The sequence below is a fragment of the Streptomyces sp. MB09-02B genome (genome assembly GCF_033794485.1).
GTDB lineage: Bacteria > Actinomycetota > Actinomycetes > Streptomycetales > Streptomycetaceae > Streptomyces.
Map to the genome: position 1 here is coordinate 1 of NZ_JARGEE010000165.1, position 18813 is coordinate 18813.

The following is an 18813-nucleotide window of genomic DNA, read 5'->3' on the forward strand; positions in this document are numbered from 1 at the left end:
CGGTTACATGGGGTTTGATAGCTAGTGTTCGTGTTTTTAGGGCGTCAGAGATGTGCCACATCTAAACACGGGTCTTGGTACGGAGCGTAAGACCGGAATGGCCGCCCTCCTCGACCCCGCCGAACTCCTCGCCACGGAACTGATCGCGAACGCCGTGCTGCACACCAAGGGCCCGGCGGCCCTGCGCGTCCGCTGGTCGAACGGCACGCTCTGGATCGGAGCCTGGGACGCGGACCCCGAACCCCCGGAGCCCCCAGGCCACTTGGCGAAGCCCGACACCGAAACGGGCCGAGGCCTCGCCCTCGTGCGCGCCTGCACGGACATCTGGGGCTGGCAGTCGTCCTCCCGCTTCGGCCATCGCGGCAAATACGTGTGGTGCGAACTGCTGACCGCATAGCTCGTTGAGCATCCCGACGGAAAGGAGATCCGATGGTCAGCTCGCCGCACGAGGCGCTGCATCAGATCTGCCAGAAGGACACCGAGGGCATGATCCGCAGCTTCCGGAGGCTGTTCCATGTGCCCTTCCCGGAGCCACGCTCGATCTCCGTGGTCTACACGGACCTGACGGAGATCGCTCCGGTGGAGCGCCGGGTGGACAGCCTGCTGCGGGTGGACACCGAGGAGGGTGCCTTCCTGCTGGTCCTGGAATCGCAGGGGGAGAAGGACGATCGGAAGAGGGGCAGCTGGCCGTACTACCTCGCCTACCTCCACGAGAAGTACCGCGTGGAGCCGGTGCTGATCGTCATGACCCAGAACCGCTCCACCGCCAAATGGGCTGCCCAGCCCATCCGCTTCGGTCTGCCGGACTGGGCCTCTCTGGTCGTACGACCACTCGTCCTCGGACCGGACAACGTGCCGGTGATCGCGGACGAGGCGGAGGTGGCGCGGGATGTCACTCTCGCGGTGTTTTCGGCGATCGCGCATGGTAAAGGCCGGGATGCCGCTGCGATACTGGAACCCCTTGCGGCGGTTCTGCGGACCGTGAACCCGGACACCGCGGCGGTGTTCGCGGAGCTTGTCGAGTCGGGCTTGGTGGACGCCCAGGCGAAGAAGATGTGGAAGGAACTGATGATGCCGGTCAACTACTTCTTCAAGAACCCGGTCGCGGTGAAGCTGCGTGAGGAGGGGCGGGTCGAGGAGCGGATCGCGAGCGTCCTGCGCACCCTGGACCGCCGGCACATCGACGTACCCGACGAGGTCCGCCGGCGGGTACGCGCCTGCACCGACCCTGACATCCTCCAGATCTGGGTGGACCGGGCCTACGACGTCACCGACGCGGCCGAGCTGTTCGAGGACTGACCAGGGCGTCCCACCAAGAGCGCGGTGGGATGTCAGACCCGTTCCAAGGGGCGGTGCGGCCCGTTCGGGAGTTCCGCCTTGATCGGGTCGCCCGGCCGCACCACGCCGCCCTCCCTCACGATGCTCATGATTCCGGCCTTGAGCACGAGCTTCCCGGCCGTGTCGCGGCCGACCACCCGCTTCAGCAACCCGGCCTTGAAGTTGTCGATCTGCAGGCAGGGATTGCGCAGGCCGGTCACCTCCAGGACCGCCTCGTCCCCGATGCGCAGCAGCGTGCCCACCGGCAGCCCGAGCAGATCGATGCCGTTCGTGGTGATGTTCTCGCCGAGGTCACCGGGTGTCACCGTGAACCCCTCCGCATCGACCTCGGCGAAGAGTTCTTCATGGATCAAGTGGACCTGGCGCAGGTTCGGTTGTGTGGGATCCTGCGCCACCCGTGAACGGTGCTTGACCGTCACACCGGCATGCACATCACCCTCCACCCCGAGCCCGGCGAGCAGCGTGATGCTGTCCCGGTTCGGCTTGGTGAACGAGTACTCGCCGTTGCTGCTGACCGCCGTCACTGTTCCGTACACCCTCGGATCCCCCTCCTCGGTGACCGTCACCAGCCACGACCCTAGCCGCGGTCGGGCAGGGCGCAAGGGCCGGAGTGCCCCCGGCCCTCGCGCCCGGCGTCATCCGGAGTCCCGCTCATCCTCCAACCGCTCCCCCTCCGAGGTGGGGACCGCGAGATTCTCCACTGCACAGCTCACTTCAGTCGGCATCTGGTGATCTTTGTTTGATTGTGATGGTGACGAACGTCGGAACTTGTGCTTTGATGTGTTCGGTTCTGTTTGATGGGTGGGATGGGGAGTCCGGCGTGAAGAAGACCTCGACCCGGCTGGCCGACGGTCGTGAGCTGATCTACTACGACCTGCGCGACGACACCGTGCGCGACGCGGTGGACAGGCGGCCCCTGGAGCGCACCGTCACCACTTCGGAGGTGCGCAGGGACCCGCTGCTCGGTGACTCCGTCGCGGTCGCCTCGCACCGCCAGGGCCGCATCTACCACCCCCCGGCGAACGAATGCCCGCTCTGCCCCTCCGAGGGCGACCGGCTCAGCGAGATCCCGGACTCGTCGTACGACGCCGTGGTGTTCGAGAACCGCTTCCCCTCGCTCGCCGGCGACTCCGGCCGCTGCGAGGTCGTCTGCTTCACCTCGGACCACAACGCCTCGTTCGCCGACCTGACCGACGAGCAGGCCCGCCTCGTCCTGGACGCGTGGACCGACCGCACGGCGGAGCTGTCGAATCTCCCCTCGGTCGAGCAGGTGTTCTGCTTCGAGAACCGCGGCGCCGAGATAGGTGTGACCCTGGGGCACCCCCACGGGCAGATCTACGGGTACCCCTTCACCACACCCCGCACCGCGCTGATGCTCCGCTCACTGGCCGCACACAAGGACGCCACCGGCGGCGAGAACCTCTTCGACGCCGTCCTGCAGAGCGAGCTCGCGGGCGAGCGGGTGGTTTTGGAGACCGCACACTGGGTCGCCTTCGTGCCGTACGCGGCGCACTGGCCGTACGAGGTGCACCTGTACCCGAAGCGCCGCGTGCCCGACCTGCTCGCGCTCGACGAGGACGCCCGCACAGAATTCCCCCAGGTCTATCTGGAACTCTTGAGGCGCTTCGACCGGATCTTCGGCGAGGGCGAGCCTCCGACGCCGTACATCGCGGCCTGGCACCAGGCCCCGTTCGGCACGCTGGAGGAGTTCGAGGGTGTCCAGCGCGAGGACTTCGCGCTGCATCTGGAGCTCTTCACCATTCGCCGCACCACCGGCAAGCTGAAGTTTCTCGCGGGTTCCGAATCCGGCATGAACGTGTTCATCAACGACGTGCCGCCGGAGCGCGCGGCCGAGCGACTGCGAGAGGTAGCGAGTTCATGAGCGGGAAGCACCACGGCAAGTACCTGGTCACCGGTGGCGCGGGGTATGTCGGCAGCGTGGTCGCCCAGCACCTGCTGGAGGCGGGCCACGAGGTCGTCGTCCTCGACAACCTCTCGACCGGCTTCCGCGAGGGCGTCCCGGCCGGCGCCACCTTCGTCGAGGGCGACATCCGCGACGCCGCCAAGTGGCTCGACGGCTCCTTCGACGCCGTCCTGCACTTCGCCGCGTTCTCGCAGGTCGGCGAGTCCGTCGTGAAGCCCGAGAAGTACTGGGACAACAACGTCGGCGGCACCATGGCCCTGCTCGCCGCGATGCGCGAGGCGGGCGTCCGCAAGCTGGTGTTCTCCTCCACGGCCGCCACCTACGGCGAGCCGGAGACCACCCCCATCGTGGAGTCCGCGCCGACCAGGCCGACCAGCCCGTACGGCGCCTCCAAGCTGGCCGTCGACCACATGATCACCGGCGAGGCCACCGCCCACGGCCTGGGCGCCGTCTCGCTGCGCTACTTCAACGTGGCCGGCGCGTACGGCGCCTGCGGTGAGCGCCACGACCCCGAGTCGCACCTCATCCCGCTGGTGCTCCAGGTCGCGCAGGGCAGGCGGGACGCGATCTCCGTCTACGGCGAGGACTACCCGACCCCCGACGGCACCTGCGTCCGCGACTACATCCACGTCGCCGACCTCGCCGACGCCCACCTGCTGGCGCTGAACGCCGCGCAGCCGGGCGAGCACCTCATCTGCAACCTGGGCAACGGCAACGGCTTCTCGGTGCGCGAGGTGATCGAGACCGTCCGCCGGGTCACCGGCCACCCGATCCCCGAGGTCGTCGCCCCGCGCCGGGCCGGAGACCCCGCCACCCTGGTCGCCTCCGCCGCCACGGCCCGCGAGCGGCTCGGCTGGAACCCGTCGCGCGCGGACCTCGCGGAGATCGTGGCGGACGCGTGGCGCTTCACGCAGGAGCGCGCGCAGTAAGGCGCAGCGGCGCGCGGTAGCGCGTCGTGGGGCGCGGAAGGTCCCAGGGGCGCGGGTCCGCGCCCGTTCGCGCCAAGTAGTGTGCCGGCTCGGCCAGTTCATCGGCCGAGCCGGTTCGTCGGTCCAGTACGGAAAGGTCAGGGTCACGGGATGAGCGAGGCTGTCGTCGTCGCCGAGCGGTTCGAGGAGCTCTACGGGGCGGCGCCGGAGGGAGTGTGGGCCGCGCCGGGCCGGGTGAACCTCATCGGAGAGCACACCGACTACAACGACGGCTTCGTCATGCCCTTCGCCCTCCCGCACACCACCGTCGCCGCCGTCTCCCGGCGCACGGACGGGGTCCTGCGCCTGCACTCCGACGACGTCGAGGGCGGCGTGGTCGAACTGTCCCTCGACGCGCTGACCCCGGAGACCGACCGTGCCTGGACGGCGTACCCGTCGGGTGTCCTCTGGGCGCTGCGCGAGGCGGGCCACACGGCGGTGACCGGCGCGGACGTGCACCTGACGTCCACGGTCCCCACGGGCGCCGGCCTCTCCTCCTCGGCGGCCCTCGAAGTGGTCGTCGCCCTGGCCCTCAACGACCTCTACGACCTGGGCCTCAAGGGCTGGCAGCTGGCCCGCCTGTGCCAGCGCGCGGAGAACGTCTACGTCGGCGCCCCGACCGGGATCATGGACCAGACGGCCTCCGCGTGCTGCGAGACGGGCCACGCCCTGTTCCTCGACACCCGGGACCTGTCCCAGCGGCAGATCCCCTTCGACCTGGCCGCCGAGGGCATGCAGCTGCTGGTCGTCGACACCCAGGTCAAGCACTCCCACAGCGAGGGCGAGTACGGCAAGCGCCGCGCCGGCTGCGAGAAGGGCGCGGCCCTCCTCGGCGTCGACGCGCTGCGCGACGTCGCCTACGACGAGCTGGACGCGGCCCTCGACCGCCTCGGCGACGACGAGGAGGTCCGCCGCCTCGTCCGCCACGTGGTCACCGAGGACCAGCGCGTCGAGCGCGTGGTCTCCCTGCTGGAGTCGGGCGAGACCCGCGCGATCGGTCCCGTCCTGGTCGAGGGCCACGCCTCGCTCCGCGACGACTTCCGCATCTCCTGCCCCGAGCTGGACCTCGTCGTCGACACCGCCCTCGCCGCCGGCGCTCTCGGTGCCCGGATGACCGGCGGCGGCTTCGGCGGCTCCGCGATCGTCCTCGTCGACGCGACCGACGCGGACGCGGTCACCAAGGCGGTGGAGGAGGCCTTCGCCGAGGCCGACTTCACCGCCCCCCGGGTCTTCGCGGCGGTGCCTTCGGCGGGGGCGCGGCGGGTTTCGTGACCGTGTGAGGTGCGAGGCGTGAGGTGGGGCGGGCCGGAGTACGGCCCGCCCCACAACCATGAACACCACCAACTCCCCCCACTCCGGAGCGACATCTGAGTACGAGCACTCATGTGTTCACGGAACCAGCCCACGACACTGTCACAGCAGGTAGTTAGAGTTGTCGGTGAGGTAGCGGCTTTATGGGGAGGGCAACGATGTCGAACGGCGACGGGGCGGACGGATCCTCGGATGGTTCATGGGTGTCCGGCCTGTTCGACTCAGTATTCGACTCCGCGCGGGACGCGGCCACCGACCTGGTCACCGAACTGTCGTCGATCACGGCCTTCCAGAAGCGCGTCGACCAGCTGATCAGCGACCTCAAGGACTCCGACGCCGGCCCCGGCACGGTGGGCCAGGAACAGCTCGTACGCACCCGGTTCGGCGGCGGCAACGACGAGTGGGCGGAGGCTGCGGGCCTTTTCACGGCATACGAGACGGTCATCACCGAACTGGAGAACCTCTCGAAGCTCCTCTCCGACTCAATGGAGGGCATGGGCATCGCCGTCCTCGCCGCCCACAAGGGTTACCAGAACATCGACCTCGACATCCGCGACCGCATGGCGGCGATCAGCGCGGAGACGACGGAGCACTACGGCGGGGCGTACGACCCGGGTCTGCCACAGCGTGGCGGTACCGGCCGGGACACGACACCGCCGGATCAGGCACAGGCACCCGCGGACGGCGGCGACTCGGGAGGCACGATCTGATGGCGGGCGGCACGTTCGACGGCATGAGCCACGAGCGCATGCTCCAGTGGCTCGACCAGGCGAACAGTGGCACTGTTCAGGCCGCGGCTGTTCGGTTGGCGAAGGCGGCCGAGGAAATCCGCAAGATCGCCGACGAGCTCAAGGTCCGCCCCCAGTGGGTCGAGTGGAAGGGCGAGGGCGCCGACGCCTTCCGCGCCTGGACCGCCGACCTCGCCAACTCCACCCTGCGTTTGGGCGACTTCAGCGAGAGCTCCGCGAAATGGCTGGCCCAGGCCTCCGACGCCATCGCCCGCGCCCAGGCCGCGATCCCGCGCACGGCGGAGGGAGCCCAGGCGAACCTCGACGCGGCGACGGTCGCCCACAACGACCCCGACGCGGACACCATCTCCGCCAAGTCCGCAGCCGAACTCGCGGCGCTGGCAGCCGGCAAGGAGAAGCTGCGGCAGGAGGCCGCCGCGGAGATGGTGAAGCTGGGGCAGGCTTACGCGTTTTCGGCTACGCAGCTGAATGCGCTGGAGCGGCCTAGGTTCGCGCCGCCGCCGACGGCGATCGTGCCAGCCCCTGTCGATGCACAAAGTTCTGACCTGGCACGTCCGAGTGCCTCTGCGCAGAGTGCCCCTTCGACCGGCGAAGTTGCCTCGCTGGATTCAGGGCGGCGGAGCCGGGATACCACCTCCGACACTTCCGACGTGAAGCGATCGTTGGATCCCCCTCCTCGGGAGCGTGTCGCACCGTCGGTGGACGAGCCTCCGACCCGGATGGCTATCGATTCCGTGGAGACGCTGCCGCAGGACAAGCGGACAGCGACGGGTCCACCGAACGGTCTGCCCGGTGCCGGACGGTTGGAGGGGCCTGGAAGTCCTCCACACTCGAATTGGGTTCCGCCAGTGACGGGCAGGCAGGGTTCGCCTGTTGGTGGCCCGACGGCGCAGGGGCGGTCGGCCATGACTGGCCGAATGCCGCAGTTCCCTGCTGGTCAGGCTTTCCAATCTCCGAATGCCGCGCGTGTGCCGGGCGGTAGTAACGGCATCATCGGGGGTCGCCCGGTCACCCCGCCCATGGGCGGCCAGGCGGGAACGACCCATCGTGGAACAGTGGTGGGGGCACCACCGGCCTCGACCGGTCGCCCCCCGATGGGCCCCACCACCGGTACGGCGACTCCCACAGGACGAGCGGCCGGTCAGCAGGGACCGACGCCCGGTCGCCGTCTCCCCTCGCCGAACGGCGGCGTCATCGGCGGCGCTCCACAACAGACGGGCCGCACGGTGCGCAGCTCTGGTGGCTCGGGTGGGCCGGCAGGAACCGGTACGACCTCCGGTGGTGGTACGACGCGTGGCGGCATCGTAGGCGGTGCACCCAGCGGGGTTCGCCCTGGCGAGAACAGAGGAACAGCCACCCGTCGCGTATCCGGGCCGAACTCCTCAACGAGCACGGACAACAGGAACGTTCGGCCACGCGGTCCTGCCCGCAGCGAGGAGAACCGACGGCAGGACAACAACCGCACCGCACCACCGGCCGTCGACTGACGCATATCCCGGAACGGAGAGAGCGAACCGCATGCACACCACCAGCCCTCGACACGGACGCCACCGTGCCATGGAATCGGCGCTACTCGGCCTGCTACTGGTGGGAGTCACGGGAGTACCTGCCCACGCCGCCTCAACCCGCGAGCAGCAGTGGTTTCTTGACGCGATGAAGGCCGAGCAGATGTGGCAGACCAGCACCGGCAAGGGCATCACGGTCGCCGTCATCGACACCGGAGTCGACCCGGATAATCCCGACTTGGAAGGGCAGGTACTTGAAGGGAAGGACTTCGCGCCTTCAAGCCGCGTCGGCGACGAGCACACGGATTACGACGGTCACGGGACCGGAATGGCCGGGCTTATAGCTGGCACGGGGGCGTATGGAGGCGGTGACGGTGCGTTCGGGCTAGCCCCCGGGGCCAAAATCCTTCCCATCCGGATGCCACATCCCGATGAGATGGGTGCATTCGATGGGTCGGGGTATTTCAGCAAGAGCATTCGTTACGCTGCTGATTCCGGAGCCCAGGTCATCAACATCTCGATGGACGGCGGCTACAGAAACCCTGAGCTGACCGAGGCGGTCAGGTACGCCGTGGACAAAGGCTCGCTGGTCTTCGCAGGCGTCGGCAACGATGCCGACAAGGTGCATCAGATGAGCGAACTGGCTGCCACGCCCGGTGTCGTGGCCGTGGCGGCAGTAGGTAAGAACCTCCGTCGGGCGTCCTGGTCCCAGTACGGCCCCGAGGTTGACATCTCCGCCCCTGGCGAAGACATGGTTCATGCCTGTGGAGGTAAGACCGGCCTCTGCAAGACCAGCGGCACCAGCGACGCCACCGCCCTCGCCTCCGCCAGCGCCGCCCTCATCTGGTCCAAGCACCCCACCTGGACCAACAACCAGGTCCTCCGCGTCATGCTCAACACCATCGGCGCCCCCACCGACGGCGCCAAGCGCAACGACTCCATCGGCTACGGCATCGTCCGCCCCCGCATCGCATTGCAGAACCCCGGCGACCCGGGCCCGGCAGACGAATACCCACTCCCGGACCTCGCGGCCGCATCCTCCGCGTCGCCGTCTCCCGAGCCGTCGGCAACCGATGCCGCCGATTCCCCCGCCCGGGAGAGGAACACCGAGACCGAGAAGTCAGTCCCCGCGTCCAAGGACAGCACCATCATGTGGATCGTGCTGGGCGGCGTCGCCGCACTCCTCGGCGGGGCGATCACAGCCTTCGTCATCGTCCGCAAACGCCGTGCTCCGAAAGCCGTGCCGGGCCCGGTAACCATGTACCCCCCGGGCCAACTCCAGTACCCCTCACCGCACTATCCGCCTTCTCCGTACTCACCTCCCAGTGCCCCGGGCCACCACGCTCCCACCGACCGGGGGGCGGGCTCCACCTGAGCCCGGACATCAGGAGCCTGCCGGCCCGGACGTGTGTGAAACCTTCATGTGAGACGCCGTGCAAGCGATTCACGCCAAGAGCCACATTGGTAAGTTGAAGCGGCGGTAAGAAGCGCCGCGAGCAGTTGCGAGCGCGAGCCTGGTGCATACGGGACTTCGGGGGGATGCGGGCGCATGGCCTGGGACGAGTGGGAGCAGTCGAAGGCCAATGTGGCCGGGACACACGGAGAGCACATGCAGCTCAACCAGCTCGCCGACCGGGGGAGTGCCGGCGGCGGCGATCTGGTGGTGCACCAGGACGACTTGGGTGCCGTAGGCCATGAGGCGTTCATCCTCTACGACCAGCTTCACAAAGAGGCGGACATCGCGGGCGCAGGTTCCGAAAAGACCGGTGTCGGATCCACCGCTCAGTCGGCCGCCGCGCTGAAGTCCCACAATTTCGAGATGGGCGGCGCTTTGGAGACGACGGTCGAGATCTGGACGTCTCAGGTGAAGTCGGTCCTTCAGGCCTGTGCGCACATCTCCAACCATCTCGACTACAGCAAGAAGTTGCACGCCAACGACGACGAGAAAATCTCCTCCGTCCTCCGGTCCTATGACGGATTGACCGTTCCGGTGTCCCAACTCAACGAGTACTTCAAGTAGGAGCGCCCGATGCCCCTCACCTACACGGACCTCCTCGAAGTCGATCTGGGCAAGCTCGGCACGGCTGTCTCCGACTGGAAGAACACCGTCGACGGCCTGAAGACACTCTCGGAGAATGCCCGCAAGGGCATGCAGGCGAAGTCGGACGCGGCTCGCTGGGCCGGACAGAACGCCACGGTGACACGTGGGTTCGTCACCAAGACGACGAAGGAGATCGCTGACCTCCGTACGGAGGCGAACAGCATCTACCACGTCCTTGACGACGCCCACACGGAGCTGGACTCACTCCAGAAGAAGATCAAGACGGCGGTCCAGGTGGATGCCTCGAACCTCGGCATCCGCGTCGACGACATCGGCGACGGTCAGGTCCGTTGCTTCTTCGTGCACATCCGGGGCGACACCGACGAACGTACGCAGGAACAGCTCGACGCCAAGCAGGAGTTGGAGGACCGGATCAACCGGCTTCTCGCCCGAGCGTCGGAGATCGACGCTTCGGTCGCCCGCGCCCTGCGCAAGAGCCACGGCAACGACCGACACAACGCCGGCCACAGCTCGTACGACTCCCTGGACGAAGCCCAGGCCGAGCGCGCGGCGGAACTCGCGAAGCTCGGCCCGGAGATGACGGACAAACAGTTCACCGAACTGAACTCCATCATGAAGTACAACGCGAAGGACCCCGACTTCTCAACACCCTTCTACAAGTCCCTCGGCGGCCCGAAGGAAGCTCTGGACTTCTACGGCCGCATGGCGCTGGACGGTACGGCAGGGGAGCACAAGACCAGACTGGATCTCACCAAACAGTTCCAGCACAACATGGGCATGGCACTGGCCTCGGCGACGGACCCCGACAACAAACCGCACTTGCCCTCGAGCTGGGCCACCGAGCTCCGCCGCCTGGGGACCCAGCCAATCCAACTCCAGCCGGGCGCGCCCCAGTCTCCCTACGGCTACCAGATCCTGAGTGGGCTCCTTCGATCCGGCAACTACGATCACAGATTCCTCAACCCCATCGCAGAGCACATCGTGCAGTTGCACCACAAGGACCCCTACCGGTTCGTCTCGAACAAGCCGCACACGGGGGACCTCGACCTGGGTTTCAACCCGTCCGGCCGGTCGGGAGCAGGCTACGACCCGCTGACCGGCGTACTGGAAGCCCTGGGACACAGCCCTCAAGCCTCTACCAAGTTCTTCAACGACGAGGTACCCACGGTCTACAACGACGACGGGACGGTGAAAAAGAACGCGACCCTCGACTACAAATACTTCGACGAGCTCACGGATAAAAACTTCGAGTGGCCGGCGGACACCCTTTCCCACCCCGGCAGCGACGAGGCCGAGAAGGCCCGCAGTTTCGGCCCGGACGCCCTCGGCCACGCCCTCGAGTCGGCGACAACAGGCCACCCATATGGCGCGAACCCTCCGGAACTGCACCGCGACGAGGACACCGCCGAGGTCATGAGAAAGGTCATCGAGCGCTACAACGTCACCTCCGAGGACGCTCCCCCCGAGGCTATGAAGGACAGCCTGGCCCGGATGGGGGCGGCATACATCGATGACCTTAACTACTCCATCAAAAACTTCGGCGACTCGGGCGATGAGTTGCAGCGCGATCGACTTTTCATGCATAGCAGTGACGGTTCGACTCGCACGCCGTTCGGTGAGTTGGAAGCACGGAACTTCATGATGCTGGTGGCTGGTGATGAGGAGGGGTACAAGACTCTGACCGTCGCCCAGCAGGTTTTTGAAGCCAGTGGACTTGCGGCTCTTGAGAACGATCGCGGCAGCGGAGTTTCTTTCGCGCATAATGCGGCCAAAATGCATGGAATCCTCGATGAATCACGATCGCATCAGATTCGCGAAGATTTCAAGGATATTGAAGGTGCGGAAAATTTGAAGATGGAGCAGACCGGGGAATGGAGGAAGTCGGCAATGACGGGTGGCGTCTCGTTGGTCGTGGCCGGTGGGACTGCACTGTTCCTGGGGCCCGCCGCTGGAGTTGTCGCCGCCACCGTCGTACCGATCGTCGTGGAATCGGGGGGTGAGGCGGTCAATACGGCCTATGGCACACACACGCTGCAATATTTGGAGGACAATGAATACAAGAATGACCCGGAAGCATTGCGACAGGTGCAAACGCTTGAGGAGGTCGGTGAGCGGGGAGCGTGGGTTCCTTTCTCTAACTACGCCGATGCTGTCGGTATGAGCGCAGAAGAAAAGAACGCGCTTGTCCCTGGCATCGAGGGATCGTACAGGGATGGCAAGGATGCGATCTCGGACAATGAGAAGGTGTTTTGATGCGGTTCTTGGGCAGGATGATTCCAGTCCTGGGCGTCGTCGTTTTTATGTCTGCAATGCTTTCCTCCTGTTCCGGCGATAGTAGTAATAGGAGTAAATCGCCAAAGGGTTGGAGTGTGTGTAATGAGCTGTTTGGCTCCAGTAGTGTCGATGCCCTTCAGGGTGAGATGGGAAGTGGGGTGTTGCGTGTCGAGAATTCCCTTACTTCCGTAGATGAAATCATGTCTTCCCTCGTCGGCATGTCGCGACGCTGGGAGCCTGGGAGCGAATTGCATTATGCCGTCTCGGAACACCCGTGTGATCTGGGTGTTGAGGGAAGAAGTGATGAATTTCTATCCTATGTGAGTTGGTCCACCTATTCGCAGCAGAGAATCAAGGCGGGCGAAGCGGGAATCGGTTGGCAATCTGTTGGCAAGAGCATCCTCGTCAAGCGTGAAGACGAAGGATTGCATCTGGTTGCGGTGATTCCCTGCAAAGTTGAGGGGAGTCATCGAGACCAGGAAGCTCAACTCCCTCTAGAAATCGAGACCCAAGTGCGAAATGTCTCAGATTTTGATGTCAAGGTCCTACGTGAAATGACGGCACACTTCACGCGCAAGCTGGTGGACGGTCTCAAGTGTAAGAACAGCCCAGAAGTTCCGAGCGCTATTTAAAAATTCCTGCGAATCGGCCCGCCGCGTCCGTTAGCTTTGATCTTTCTTGATGGGTCGTCGACGAAGTCGGCGGCCCATTTCGTCGCCGACGGCCGAGACCTGGCAGGCCTAGCTAAAACGCTGATGACGTCATTTTCGCTGGCAGCCCCGGAGTCAAGGTGTCCCATGCCGACGAGATGGACGTGCCCAAGGGGCATGTGTGGAACCAGCAGGCGGACGGAGATCCAGCTCCGGACATCGGACGCTATGGCCATGGCGGGGACGGTTGGGTTATCCCCAGCGACGAAAAGTTCGGTGCCAATCAAATGTCCACGGACACCAAAGGGCACAGCGACTATTGGAAGGGGGGCACCACAAGCCTGCAGAATCAGGCGCTCGTTATTGTCGGGAAGGGCGATTCGGTGGATCCGAAGGCGCCGTACGACTGGTCGCGGGTGAAGTAGAAGGTTCGGTCCCGACGGAGGCACGGTGACAAAATGGCCAGCCCACAAGTCCAGTCCGACGAAGTAAGGCTCCCTTGGTGAAAAATTCACTGAGTGCCCTCGTGCTCGCCATACCCCTTGCCCTCACGACCATCACGGGATGCAGCATGACTGACAACGAATCCGATGAAATTCCGTTCGCCGGCACGAGTACCTCCAGCGATGCTTCCGACGCGATGGAAAAGGTGTCCAGCGGGATCTACGACCTGATCGGAGTCAAAGGGAAGGCGTCTGATAATCGCCCGGGAGTAATGGAATGCGCAGGCAAGGACAGGGAGACATACTTCCGCATTTTCCACCCGTGGAGTTTTTATCCCGCATCTGTGGGTGATCTCGACGTAGCAATGGAGCGACTCAAGGAAGAAATGCCGAAGCGTGGGTGGGAAATTATCGAGTACGGGCCTGACAACAGCAAGAATAAGAACATAAACCTGACTGCCGACAATGGCGAGAAGAAAACCAGTGTGAACATCATCGAAATGTCGAAGGATGACCCACCGTCGCTGAGCCTGGACCTCGTATCCGGTTGCTACAAGGTCCCAAACGGTGAGGAGATTGAACGCTTCTAGTGTCTCGTGATCCTGATTGTGCTACTTCGAGTTGTTATTGACGAGTTTCTTCAGGCTGGTCTGGACGAGTCGGACCTTGGCGAGGATCTCGTCGGCGGGGCGGTCCAGGTGAAGGGTTTCGCGTTCTCGTTCTAGGAGTTGATGTAGTCGCGGATCTGTTTGACCAGGACGTTGACGCTGGAGAACGTGCCGCGGCGGATGGACTGCCGGGTGATGATCCCGAACCAGATCTCGATCTGGTTCAGCCACGAGGATCCGAGGGGGGAAATTGAAGTGGACGTGCGGGTTTTTCGCCAGCCACGCCTTCACGTCGGGGGTGGTGTGCGTGGAGAGGTCGTTCGCGCCGTTCCGGTTCGGCTTGCACTCGCCGAGAAGTGTTGGTGTCACCTGAAGTGCTTCGTCTCGTTGAGCCGGGCATGGATCGCTCTTCTGAACAGACGGCGGATTGCGGAAGAAACAGTTTGGCCTCTGGCTCCCCGTCGCTCCGGTCGTCGAGCGTCAGCCGCGAAGCTGTATCGGCGCCCGCTGGGCAGGTAGCTTCGGCTTGCCCAAGCTGTCCACAGGGGTGCCGGACGGGTAGCGAGCGCATGCGCCGTACGCCGATACCACGACCAGCCCCTGAGGGTACGTGCTGACCCGGACGGCGTCGCCGTCGTTGCCCGGGGGGCGCATAGCCAGGTCGAACAGGTCCTTGATGCGGTCGTACCGAGTGACCTGCCACCCTTGGGCAGTCAGTGCCTTCCGCGCCCGCCCCACAGCCGCTTGGGCCTCGGCGGTGGAAGTGCCCCTCAGCGCCCATTCATTGCTGACGTCAACTACGCCCGGCACGCTCGGCGGGGTGCTCGGCAACTGCTTGAGGAGGTGCCGCAGCCCCCGGTAGTGGCAGCCGTATCCGTTTCCGTCGTTGCCATAACCCGGCTCCAGTTCGGCCTCTGCCAGATCGAGCGCGTCGTAGACAGTCTGGGTGTGACCGTCCAAGCGATCAGCGGTGGCCCTCGGATCCGCGACCGGGTAGGGGGTGCCGTTCCAGATCGGTTCGAGCACGCGGACCCATCCCACTGTGACGAGCAGACCCAGTAGGGGCGTTAGAGCGAGGGCGATCTTCCACTGCCGTCTGGAGCGGCGAGGGCGGTGTGTCATGCCCAAATCCTGCGATGCGGGCGAGGTGAGGGTATGAGTGGCGGTACTCAATCTCCCGTCGCCGACAGATTGGTGGGAGCTGAGTACCGGGGCGAGCGCGAGTACTTAGGGGGAGCCCCTGGCCTGGCCGTGAGGATGAGGTTCCCGGGTGTTCGCGGCTAGGGCGCCTGCCAGGCGCTGGAGGACGCGGTCACTCTCGTGGCGGTGCTCTCCGCCGAACCGGCCCTGCCCCTCGAGCCCGCCCTCGCCCGGTACGACGCCGAGCGGTGCCCAGGCAGTCAGGTGATCGCCCGTGCCGCCCGTCAGGCGGGGTGGAGGGGGCAGCAGCTCGACCATCCGTTCGCGGTCGGTATGCGGAGCATGGCGCTTCGGATGGCTCGTCACGGCTCTCGGCCCGGGTGATCTTCCGCCACGCGCCCTGGACACCGCCGCGGCCTCCGGCCCGAGGTCAGCTGAGTTTCTTCGTGAGCGTGTACTCGGTGATCCCCGGCGGATAGTCCGGGATCACGCACACCACCCTGTAGCCGAGCCGTTGGTAGAACTCCGGCGCCTGGAAGTCCCAGGTCTCCACCCGCGCCGACCGGCAGCCGCGTTCCCGGGAGGCCGTCCGCTCGGCCTGCGACAGCAGACGGGAGCCCAGTCCCGCGCCCCGGTGGCGTTCGTCGACCCAGAGATACGTGACGTGAAGCCATGTGGCCCAGGTGTGGCCGACCAGGCCGCCGGCGAGGTCACCTGCCTCGTCCAGGGCCCAGACCTGGAGTGGAACCTCCCGTGCGTCGGGGGTTCCGCGCAGGTCCTGGAGGACCGGCGAAGCCGCGGTGTTGCTGGCCCGCAGTCGAGAACGCAGCAATTGGCTTCGATCCCTGTCGACTTCAGTCTCCATACGAAACATGCGGCACACGATAAACGCGCTGGACAACCAGTTCTGCAAATTAGCTTCCGCTCCTGCCCCCCGCCCGTACTCTGATGAACAGCGCCGGTGGGGGCCGGTGCTGATCAGGGGGCGAGACAGTCGGGTACGACGCCCGGAGTGGGGGTAGCGGTTCAGCACGGCGGCGGCCGTGCGGCTGCGACGCCCCGTCCCAGGTGTAAACCGGGGCACGCTCCGGGCGCCGTACTCGCGCCGGTCGTCCCCCGACCAGTGGGGGTTTCAGTGGTTCGCATCCGAGTCCTGGTCGTCGACGACCACCGTATCTTCGCCGAGTCGCTCGCGGCGGCGCTGGCCGCCGAGCCGGACGTCGACGTGTCCGCGGCCGGCAGCGGCCCCGCGGCGCTGCGCTGTCTGGACCGCGCGGCGGCGGAGGGGCGCAAGTACGACGTGCTTCTGGTCGACGCCGACCTGGGGGGTCATGCCCAGGTCCCCGGCGCGCGGCCGACCGCCGTACCCGTGGCGGACGGCAGCGAGGACGGGCTCGTGGACGGCATATCGCTCGTCGCGGGCGTGCGTTCGGGACAGCCGAGCGTACGGATCGTCGTCCTCGCCGAGAAGGACGATCCGCGCAGGGCCGCGCTGGCCCTCCAGGCGGGCGCGTCCGGCTGGGTCGCCAAGGACTGCTCGCTGTCCCGGCTGCTCACCGTCATCCGGGGCGTGCTCCGCGACGAGACGCATCTACCGCCCGCGTTGCTCACGGGCGTCCTGCGGGAGTTGACCGCCGCGCGCAAACACCGCACGGAGAGTGAGCGGCTCGTGGAGTCCCTCACCCCGCGTGAGCGGGAAGTGCTCCGGTGCATGGTGGCGGGGCTGGGGCGCAAGGCCGTCGCCGAGCGCCTGTTCCTCTCCCCGCACACCGTCCGCACACATATGCAGAACGTCCTCGGAAAGCTGGGCGTGCACAGCACCCTCGCCGCGGTCGCCCTCGCGCGCCGGGCCGGGGTGGGGCCCGTGGACCTAGCCGGGGATGTTGTCGAACGGGGCGGTCAACTGGCGTAGCAGGCCTGCCAGTTCGCCGCGCTGGGTGCGGGAGAGCTCGGCCAGGATCGCGCGTTCCTGGTCGAGGAGGCCGGCGAGTGCCTGGTCCGCCCGGTCCCGGCCCTCGTCCGTGAGCCGGACGAGCACGCCCCGGCGGTCACTGGGGTCGGGCAGCCGTTCGACCAGGCTCTTCTTGGTGAGCCGGTCGATGCGGTTGGTCATCGTGCCCGACGTCACCAGCGTCTGCGTGAGCAGCTGACCGGGCGAGAGCTGGTACGGGGTCCCGGCCCGCCGCAGCGCCGTCAGCACGTCGAACTCCCACGGCTCCAGCTGGTGCTCCGCGAACGCCAGCCGGCGCGCGCGATCCAGGTGCCGGGCCAGTCTGCTCACCCGGCTGAGTACTTCCAGCGGCTCCACGTCGAGGTCGGGGCGCTCCCGGCGCCACGCTGCGACCAGCCGATCGACCTCGTCCTCCATGGCGATCAGTGTAGTGGTTGTGTCGATGTGAAGTCTCTTGAGATCGAGAAGATTAGTATCAAGTCTCTTGACTTCGAGATAAGTGCGATCGAGAGTTGGGGTTGCCATGTGACACGTGAGCGACGACGAGGAGGAACTCCCTCATGCCTGCCACCAGCCCCACCTGGGACCCCCGGCAGTACCTGCGGCACGCCGGCCACCGCGCCCGTGCCTTCGTGGACCTGCTCGCCCACATCCCCGACCCGCCCGCCGCGCACCCCCGCGTCGCCGACCTCGGCTGCGGCCCCGGCAACGTCACCTGGCTCCTCGCCGACCGCTGGCCCACCGCGCGCATCACCGGGTACGACAACTCGCCCGAGATGCTCGACCGGGCCCGGGCCGACCACGAGGGGCCCACCCCGGGCGGCGGCCGCATCGACTTCGCCGAGGCGGACGTCCTCACCTGGGCGCCCCCGGAGCCGTACGACCTGATCGTCAGCAACGCCACGTTCCAGTGGGTGCCCGGGCATCTGGACCGCTTCCCCGCCTGGGTCGACGCCCTGGCTCCCGGCGGCACCTTCGCCTTCCAGGTCCCCGGGAACTTCGACTCGCCCAGCCACCGCCTCATGCGCGAACTGGCGCACTCCGCCCGCTGGAAGAAGCGCCTCGGCGCCACCCTCCGCCACGACGACGCGGTCCACGCCCCCGTCGACTACCACGCCGCCCTCGCCGACCTCGGCTGCGAGGTCGACGCGTGGGAGACGACGTACGTCCACCTCCTCCAGGGCGAGGACGCGGTGCTCGACTGGGTCACGGGCACGGGCCTGCGCCCGATCCTCACCGAACTGGGCCCGGACGCGGCCCCCTTCGTCGCCGAGTACCGAGCCGCCCTCCGCGAGGCGTATCCGCGCACGCCCCACGGCGCCCCGTTCCCGTTCCGCCGCATCTTCGCCGTCGCCCACAAGCCGGAGGCGGCCCGGTGATCACCGCGGTCGACCACGTCCTGCTGGCGGCGCCGCCCGGCACGGAGGACCGGCTGCGGGCGTACTACGTGGGCGTCCTCGGGATGGCGGAGATCCAGAAGCCGCCCGCGCTCGCCGTCCGGGGAGGGTGCTGGTTCGCGGCGGGGGACGTGCTGCTGCATCTGGGGATGGAGGCGGGATTCCGCCCGCCGCGGAAGGCTCACCCCGGGCTGCGGGTGCGGGGCATCGACGCGTTCGCCGCCCGGCTGGCCGGGCACGGGGCCGTCGTGACCTGGAACGACGACCTGCCGGGGTATCGCCGCTTCTATTCCGAGGATCCGGTCGGGAACCGGTTGGAGTTTCTGGAGCCGCTCTGATCCTCCGGCGGCGGCGGCTTCCTGCGGGAGCGGGGCGGTCGGAGCGGGACGATGCTGTCGATGTTGTGCAGAATGTTGACGGCGGGTAGATACGCGCCTACCTTCGCGGTGTTCCTCCCTCGTCCCCCCTCAGCTTCAGGGAGCCCGCATGTCCC

Annotated in this window: 21 protein-coding genes; 16 read left to right on the forward strand and 5 right to left on the reverse strand. The window is 66.7% G+C overall.

What is annotated here, in order from left to right; all coding sequences use genetic code 11:
• Nucleotides 1-52 precede the first annotated feature (52 nt).
• Both P1P70_RS22675 and P1P70_RS22680 read left to right on the forward strand, forming a co-directional pair.
• A complete protein-coding gene (locus P1P70_RS22675; RefSeq protein ID WP_413471526.1) occupies nt 53-397 on the forward strand; it encodes an ATP-binding protein in 345 nt (114 codons plus the stop codon).
• Nucleotides 398-429: 32 nt separating this feature from the next.
• Nucleotides 430-1299: a hypothetical protein gene (locus P1P70_RS22680; protein ID WP_319240596.1), complete on the forward strand. Its 870-nt coding sequence runs from the start codon at nt 430-432 to the stop codon at nt 1297-1299.
• A 32-nt stretch (nt 1300-1331) separates the two neighbouring features.
• Here the strand turns inward: P1P70_RS22680 and P1P70_RS22685 are convergent, their stop codons facing one another.
• Nucleotides 1332-1862, reverse strand: a complete 531-nt coding sequence (locus tag P1P70_RS22685) for an MOSC domain-containing protein (RefSeq protein ID WP_319240632.1) — start codon at nt 1860-1862, stop codon at nt 1332-1334.
• A 296-nt stretch (nt 1863-2158) separates the two neighbouring features.
• Here P1P70_RS22685 and galT point away from each other — a divergent pair, with 296 nt between their 5' ends.
• From galT to P1P70_RS22740, 11 genes are all read left to right on the forward strand, one after another.
• On the forward strand, nt 2159-3220 hold the full coding sequence (gene galT / locus P1P70_RS22690; protein ID WP_319240598.1) for a galactose-1-phosphate uridylyltransferase: 1062 nt from the start codon (nt 2159-2161) through the stop codon (nt 3218-3220).
• A complete protein-coding gene (galE, locus tag P1P70_RS22695; RefSeq protein WP_319240600.1) occupies nt 3217-4191 on the forward strand; it encodes a UDP-glucose 4-epimerase GalE in 975 nt (324 codons plus the stop codon). Before galT ends, galE begins: the two co-directional genes overlap by 4 nt.
• 150 nt (nt 4192-4341) lie before the next feature.
• On the forward strand, nt 4342-5502 hold the full coding sequence (gene galK / locus P1P70_RS22700) for a galactokinase (RefSeq protein ID WP_319240602.1): 1161 nt from the start codon (nt 4342-4344) through the stop codon (nt 5500-5502).
• 242 nt (nt 5503-5744) lie between these two features.
• Complete coding sequence (locus P1P70_RS22705) at nt 5745-6251, forward strand: hypothetical protein (RefSeq protein ID WP_319240604.1); 507 nt, start codon at nt 5745-5747, stop codon at nt 6249-6251.
• On the forward strand, nt 6251-7777 hold the full coding sequence (locus tag P1P70_RS22710) for a hypothetical protein (protein ID WP_319240606.1): 1527 nt from the start codon (nt 6251-6253) through the stop codon (nt 7775-7777). Before P1P70_RS22705 ends, P1P70_RS22710 begins: the two co-directional genes overlap by 1 nt.
• 31 nt (nt 7778-7808) lie before the next feature.
• Nucleotides 7809-9170: a type VII secretion-associated serine protease mycosin gene (mycP, locus tag P1P70_RS22715; RefSeq protein ID WP_319240608.1), complete on the forward strand. Its 1362-nt coding sequence runs from the start codon at nt 7809-7811 to the stop codon at nt 9168-9170.
• Between the two features lie 174 nt (nt 9171-9344).
• Nucleotides 9345-9815: a hypothetical protein gene (locus tag P1P70_RS22720; RefSeq protein ID WP_319240610.1), complete on the forward strand. Its 471-nt coding sequence runs from the start codon at nt 9345-9347 to the stop codon at nt 9813-9815.
• Nucleotides 9816-9824: 9 nt separating this feature from the next.
• Complete coding sequence (locus tag P1P70_RS22725) at nt 9825-12110, forward strand: DUF6571 family protein (protein ID WP_319240612.1); 2286 nt, start codon at nt 9825-9827, stop codon at nt 12108-12110.
• Between the two features lie 8 nt (nt 12111-12118).
• Complete coding sequence (locus P1P70_RS22730; protein WP_319240614.1) at nt 12119-12763, forward strand: hypothetical protein; 645 nt, start codon at nt 12119-12121, stop codon at nt 12761-12763.
• Nucleotides 12764-12894: 131 nt separating this feature from the next.
• Entirely contained in the window at nt 12895-13206 is a 312-nt protein-coding gene (locus P1P70_RS22735) for a hypothetical protein (RefSeq protein ID WP_319240634.1), read from the forward strand.
• Nucleotides 13207-13352: 146 nt separating this feature from the next.
• Nucleotides 13353-13814 (forward strand): hypothetical protein, encoded by a 462-nt coding sequence (locus P1P70_RS22740; RefSeq protein ID WP_319240616.1) that lies wholly within the window; start codon nt 13353-13355, stop codon nt 13812-13814.
• Nucleotides 13815-13835: 21 nt separating this feature from the next.
• Here the strand turns inward: P1P70_RS22740 and P1P70_RS22745 are convergent, their stop codons facing one another.
• The 3 genes from P1P70_RS22745 to P1P70_RS22755 all read right to left on the reverse strand — a co-directional run bounded on the left by P1P70_RS22745 (nt 13836) and on the right by P1P70_RS22755 (nt 15846).
• Nucleotides 13836-14201, reverse strand: a complete 366-nt coding sequence (locus tag P1P70_RS22745) for a hypothetical protein (RefSeq protein WP_319240618.1) — start codon at nt 14199-14201, stop codon at nt 13836-13838.
• A 111-nt stretch (nt 14202-14312) separates the two neighbouring features.
• Entirely contained in the window at nt 14313-14858 is a 546-nt protein-coding gene (locus P1P70_RS22750; protein ID WP_319240620.1) for a hypothetical protein, read from the reverse strand.
• A gap of 544 nt (nt 14859-15402) precedes the next feature.
• Nucleotides 15403-15846, reverse strand: a complete 444-nt coding sequence (locus P1P70_RS22755; protein WP_319240622.1) for a GNAT family N-acetyltransferase — start codon at nt 15844-15846, stop codon at nt 15403-15405.
• 261 nt (nt 15847-16107) lie between these two features.
• Here P1P70_RS22755 and P1P70_RS22760 point away from each other — a divergent pair, with 261 nt between their 5' ends.
• Nucleotides 16108-16884 carry a response regulator transcription factor gene (locus P1P70_RS22760; RefSeq protein ID WP_319240624.1) on the forward strand — a complete coding sequence of 259 codons (777 nt, stop codon included), beginning with the start codon at nt 16108-16110 and terminating at the stop codon, nt 16882-16884.
• On the opposite strand, the gene P1P70_RS22765 is transcribed toward P1P70_RS22760, so the two are convergent.
• Nucleotides 16843-17340 carry a MarR family winged helix-turn-helix transcriptional regulator gene (locus P1P70_RS22765; protein ID WP_319240626.1) on the reverse strand — a complete coding sequence of 166 codons (498 nt, stop codon included), beginning with the start codon at nt 17338-17340 and terminating at the stop codon, nt 16843-16845. The two genes, P1P70_RS22760 and P1P70_RS22765, sit on opposite strands and share 42 nt — an antisense overlap.
• Nucleotides 17341-17483: 143 nt before the next feature.
• Between P1P70_RS22765 and P1P70_RS22770 the strand changes: the two genes are divergently transcribed.
• Complete coding sequence (locus P1P70_RS22770) at nt 17484-18302, forward strand: trans-aconitate 2-methyltransferase (protein ID WP_319240628.1); 819 nt, start codon at nt 17484-17486, stop codon at nt 18300-18302.
• Nucleotides 18299-18658: a glyoxalase gene (locus tag P1P70_RS22775; RefSeq protein WP_319240630.1), complete on the forward strand. Its 360-nt coding sequence runs from the start codon at nt 18299-18301 to the stop codon at nt 18656-18658. Before P1P70_RS22770 ends, P1P70_RS22775 begins: the two co-directional genes overlap by 4 nt.
• Nucleotides 18659-18813: the final 155 nt, after the last annotated feature.

Coding starts and splice junctions, on each gene's coding strand:
- P1P70_RS22680 (WP_319240596.1), top strand. CDS start 430: ATGGTCAGCTCGCCGCACGAGGCGCTGCATCAGATCTGCCAGAAGGAC.
- galE (WP_319240600.1), top strand. CDS start 3,217: ATGAGCGGGAAGCACCACGGCAAGTACCTGGTCACCGGTGGCGCGGGG.
- galK (WP_319240602.1), top strand. CDS start 4,342: ATGAGCGAGGCTGTCGTCGTCGCCGAGCGGTTCGAGGAGCTCTACGGG.
- P1P70_RS22710 (WP_319240606.1), top strand. CDS start 6,251: ATGGCGGGCGGCACGTTCGACGGCATGAGCCACGAGCGCATGCTCCAG.
- mycP (WP_319240608.1), top strand. CDS start 7,809: ATGCACACCACCAGCCCTCGACACGGACGCCACCGTGCCATGGAATCG.
- P1P70_RS22720 (WP_319240610.1), top strand. CDS start 9,345: ATGGCCTGGGACGAGTGGGAGCAGTCGAAGGCCAATGTGGCCGGGACA.
- P1P70_RS22725 (WP_319240612.1), top strand. CDS start 9,825: ATGCCCCTCACCTACACGGACCTCCTCGAAGTCGATCTGGGCAAGCTC.
- P1P70_RS22740 (WP_319240616.1), top strand. CDS start 13,353: ATGACTGACAACGAATCCGATGAAATTCCGTTCGCCGGCACGAGTACC.
- P1P70_RS22755 (WP_319240622.1), bottom strand. CDS start 15,846: ATGTTTCGTATGGAGACTGAAGTCGACAGGGATCGAAGCCAATTGCTG.
- P1P70_RS22765 (WP_319240626.1), bottom strand. CDS start 17,340: ATGGAGGACGAGGTCGATCGGCTGGTCGCAGCGTGGCGCCGGGAGCGC.
- P1P70_RS22770 (WP_319240628.1), top strand. CDS start 17,484: ATGCCTGCCACCAGCCCCACCTGGGACCCCCGGCAGTACCTGCGGCAC.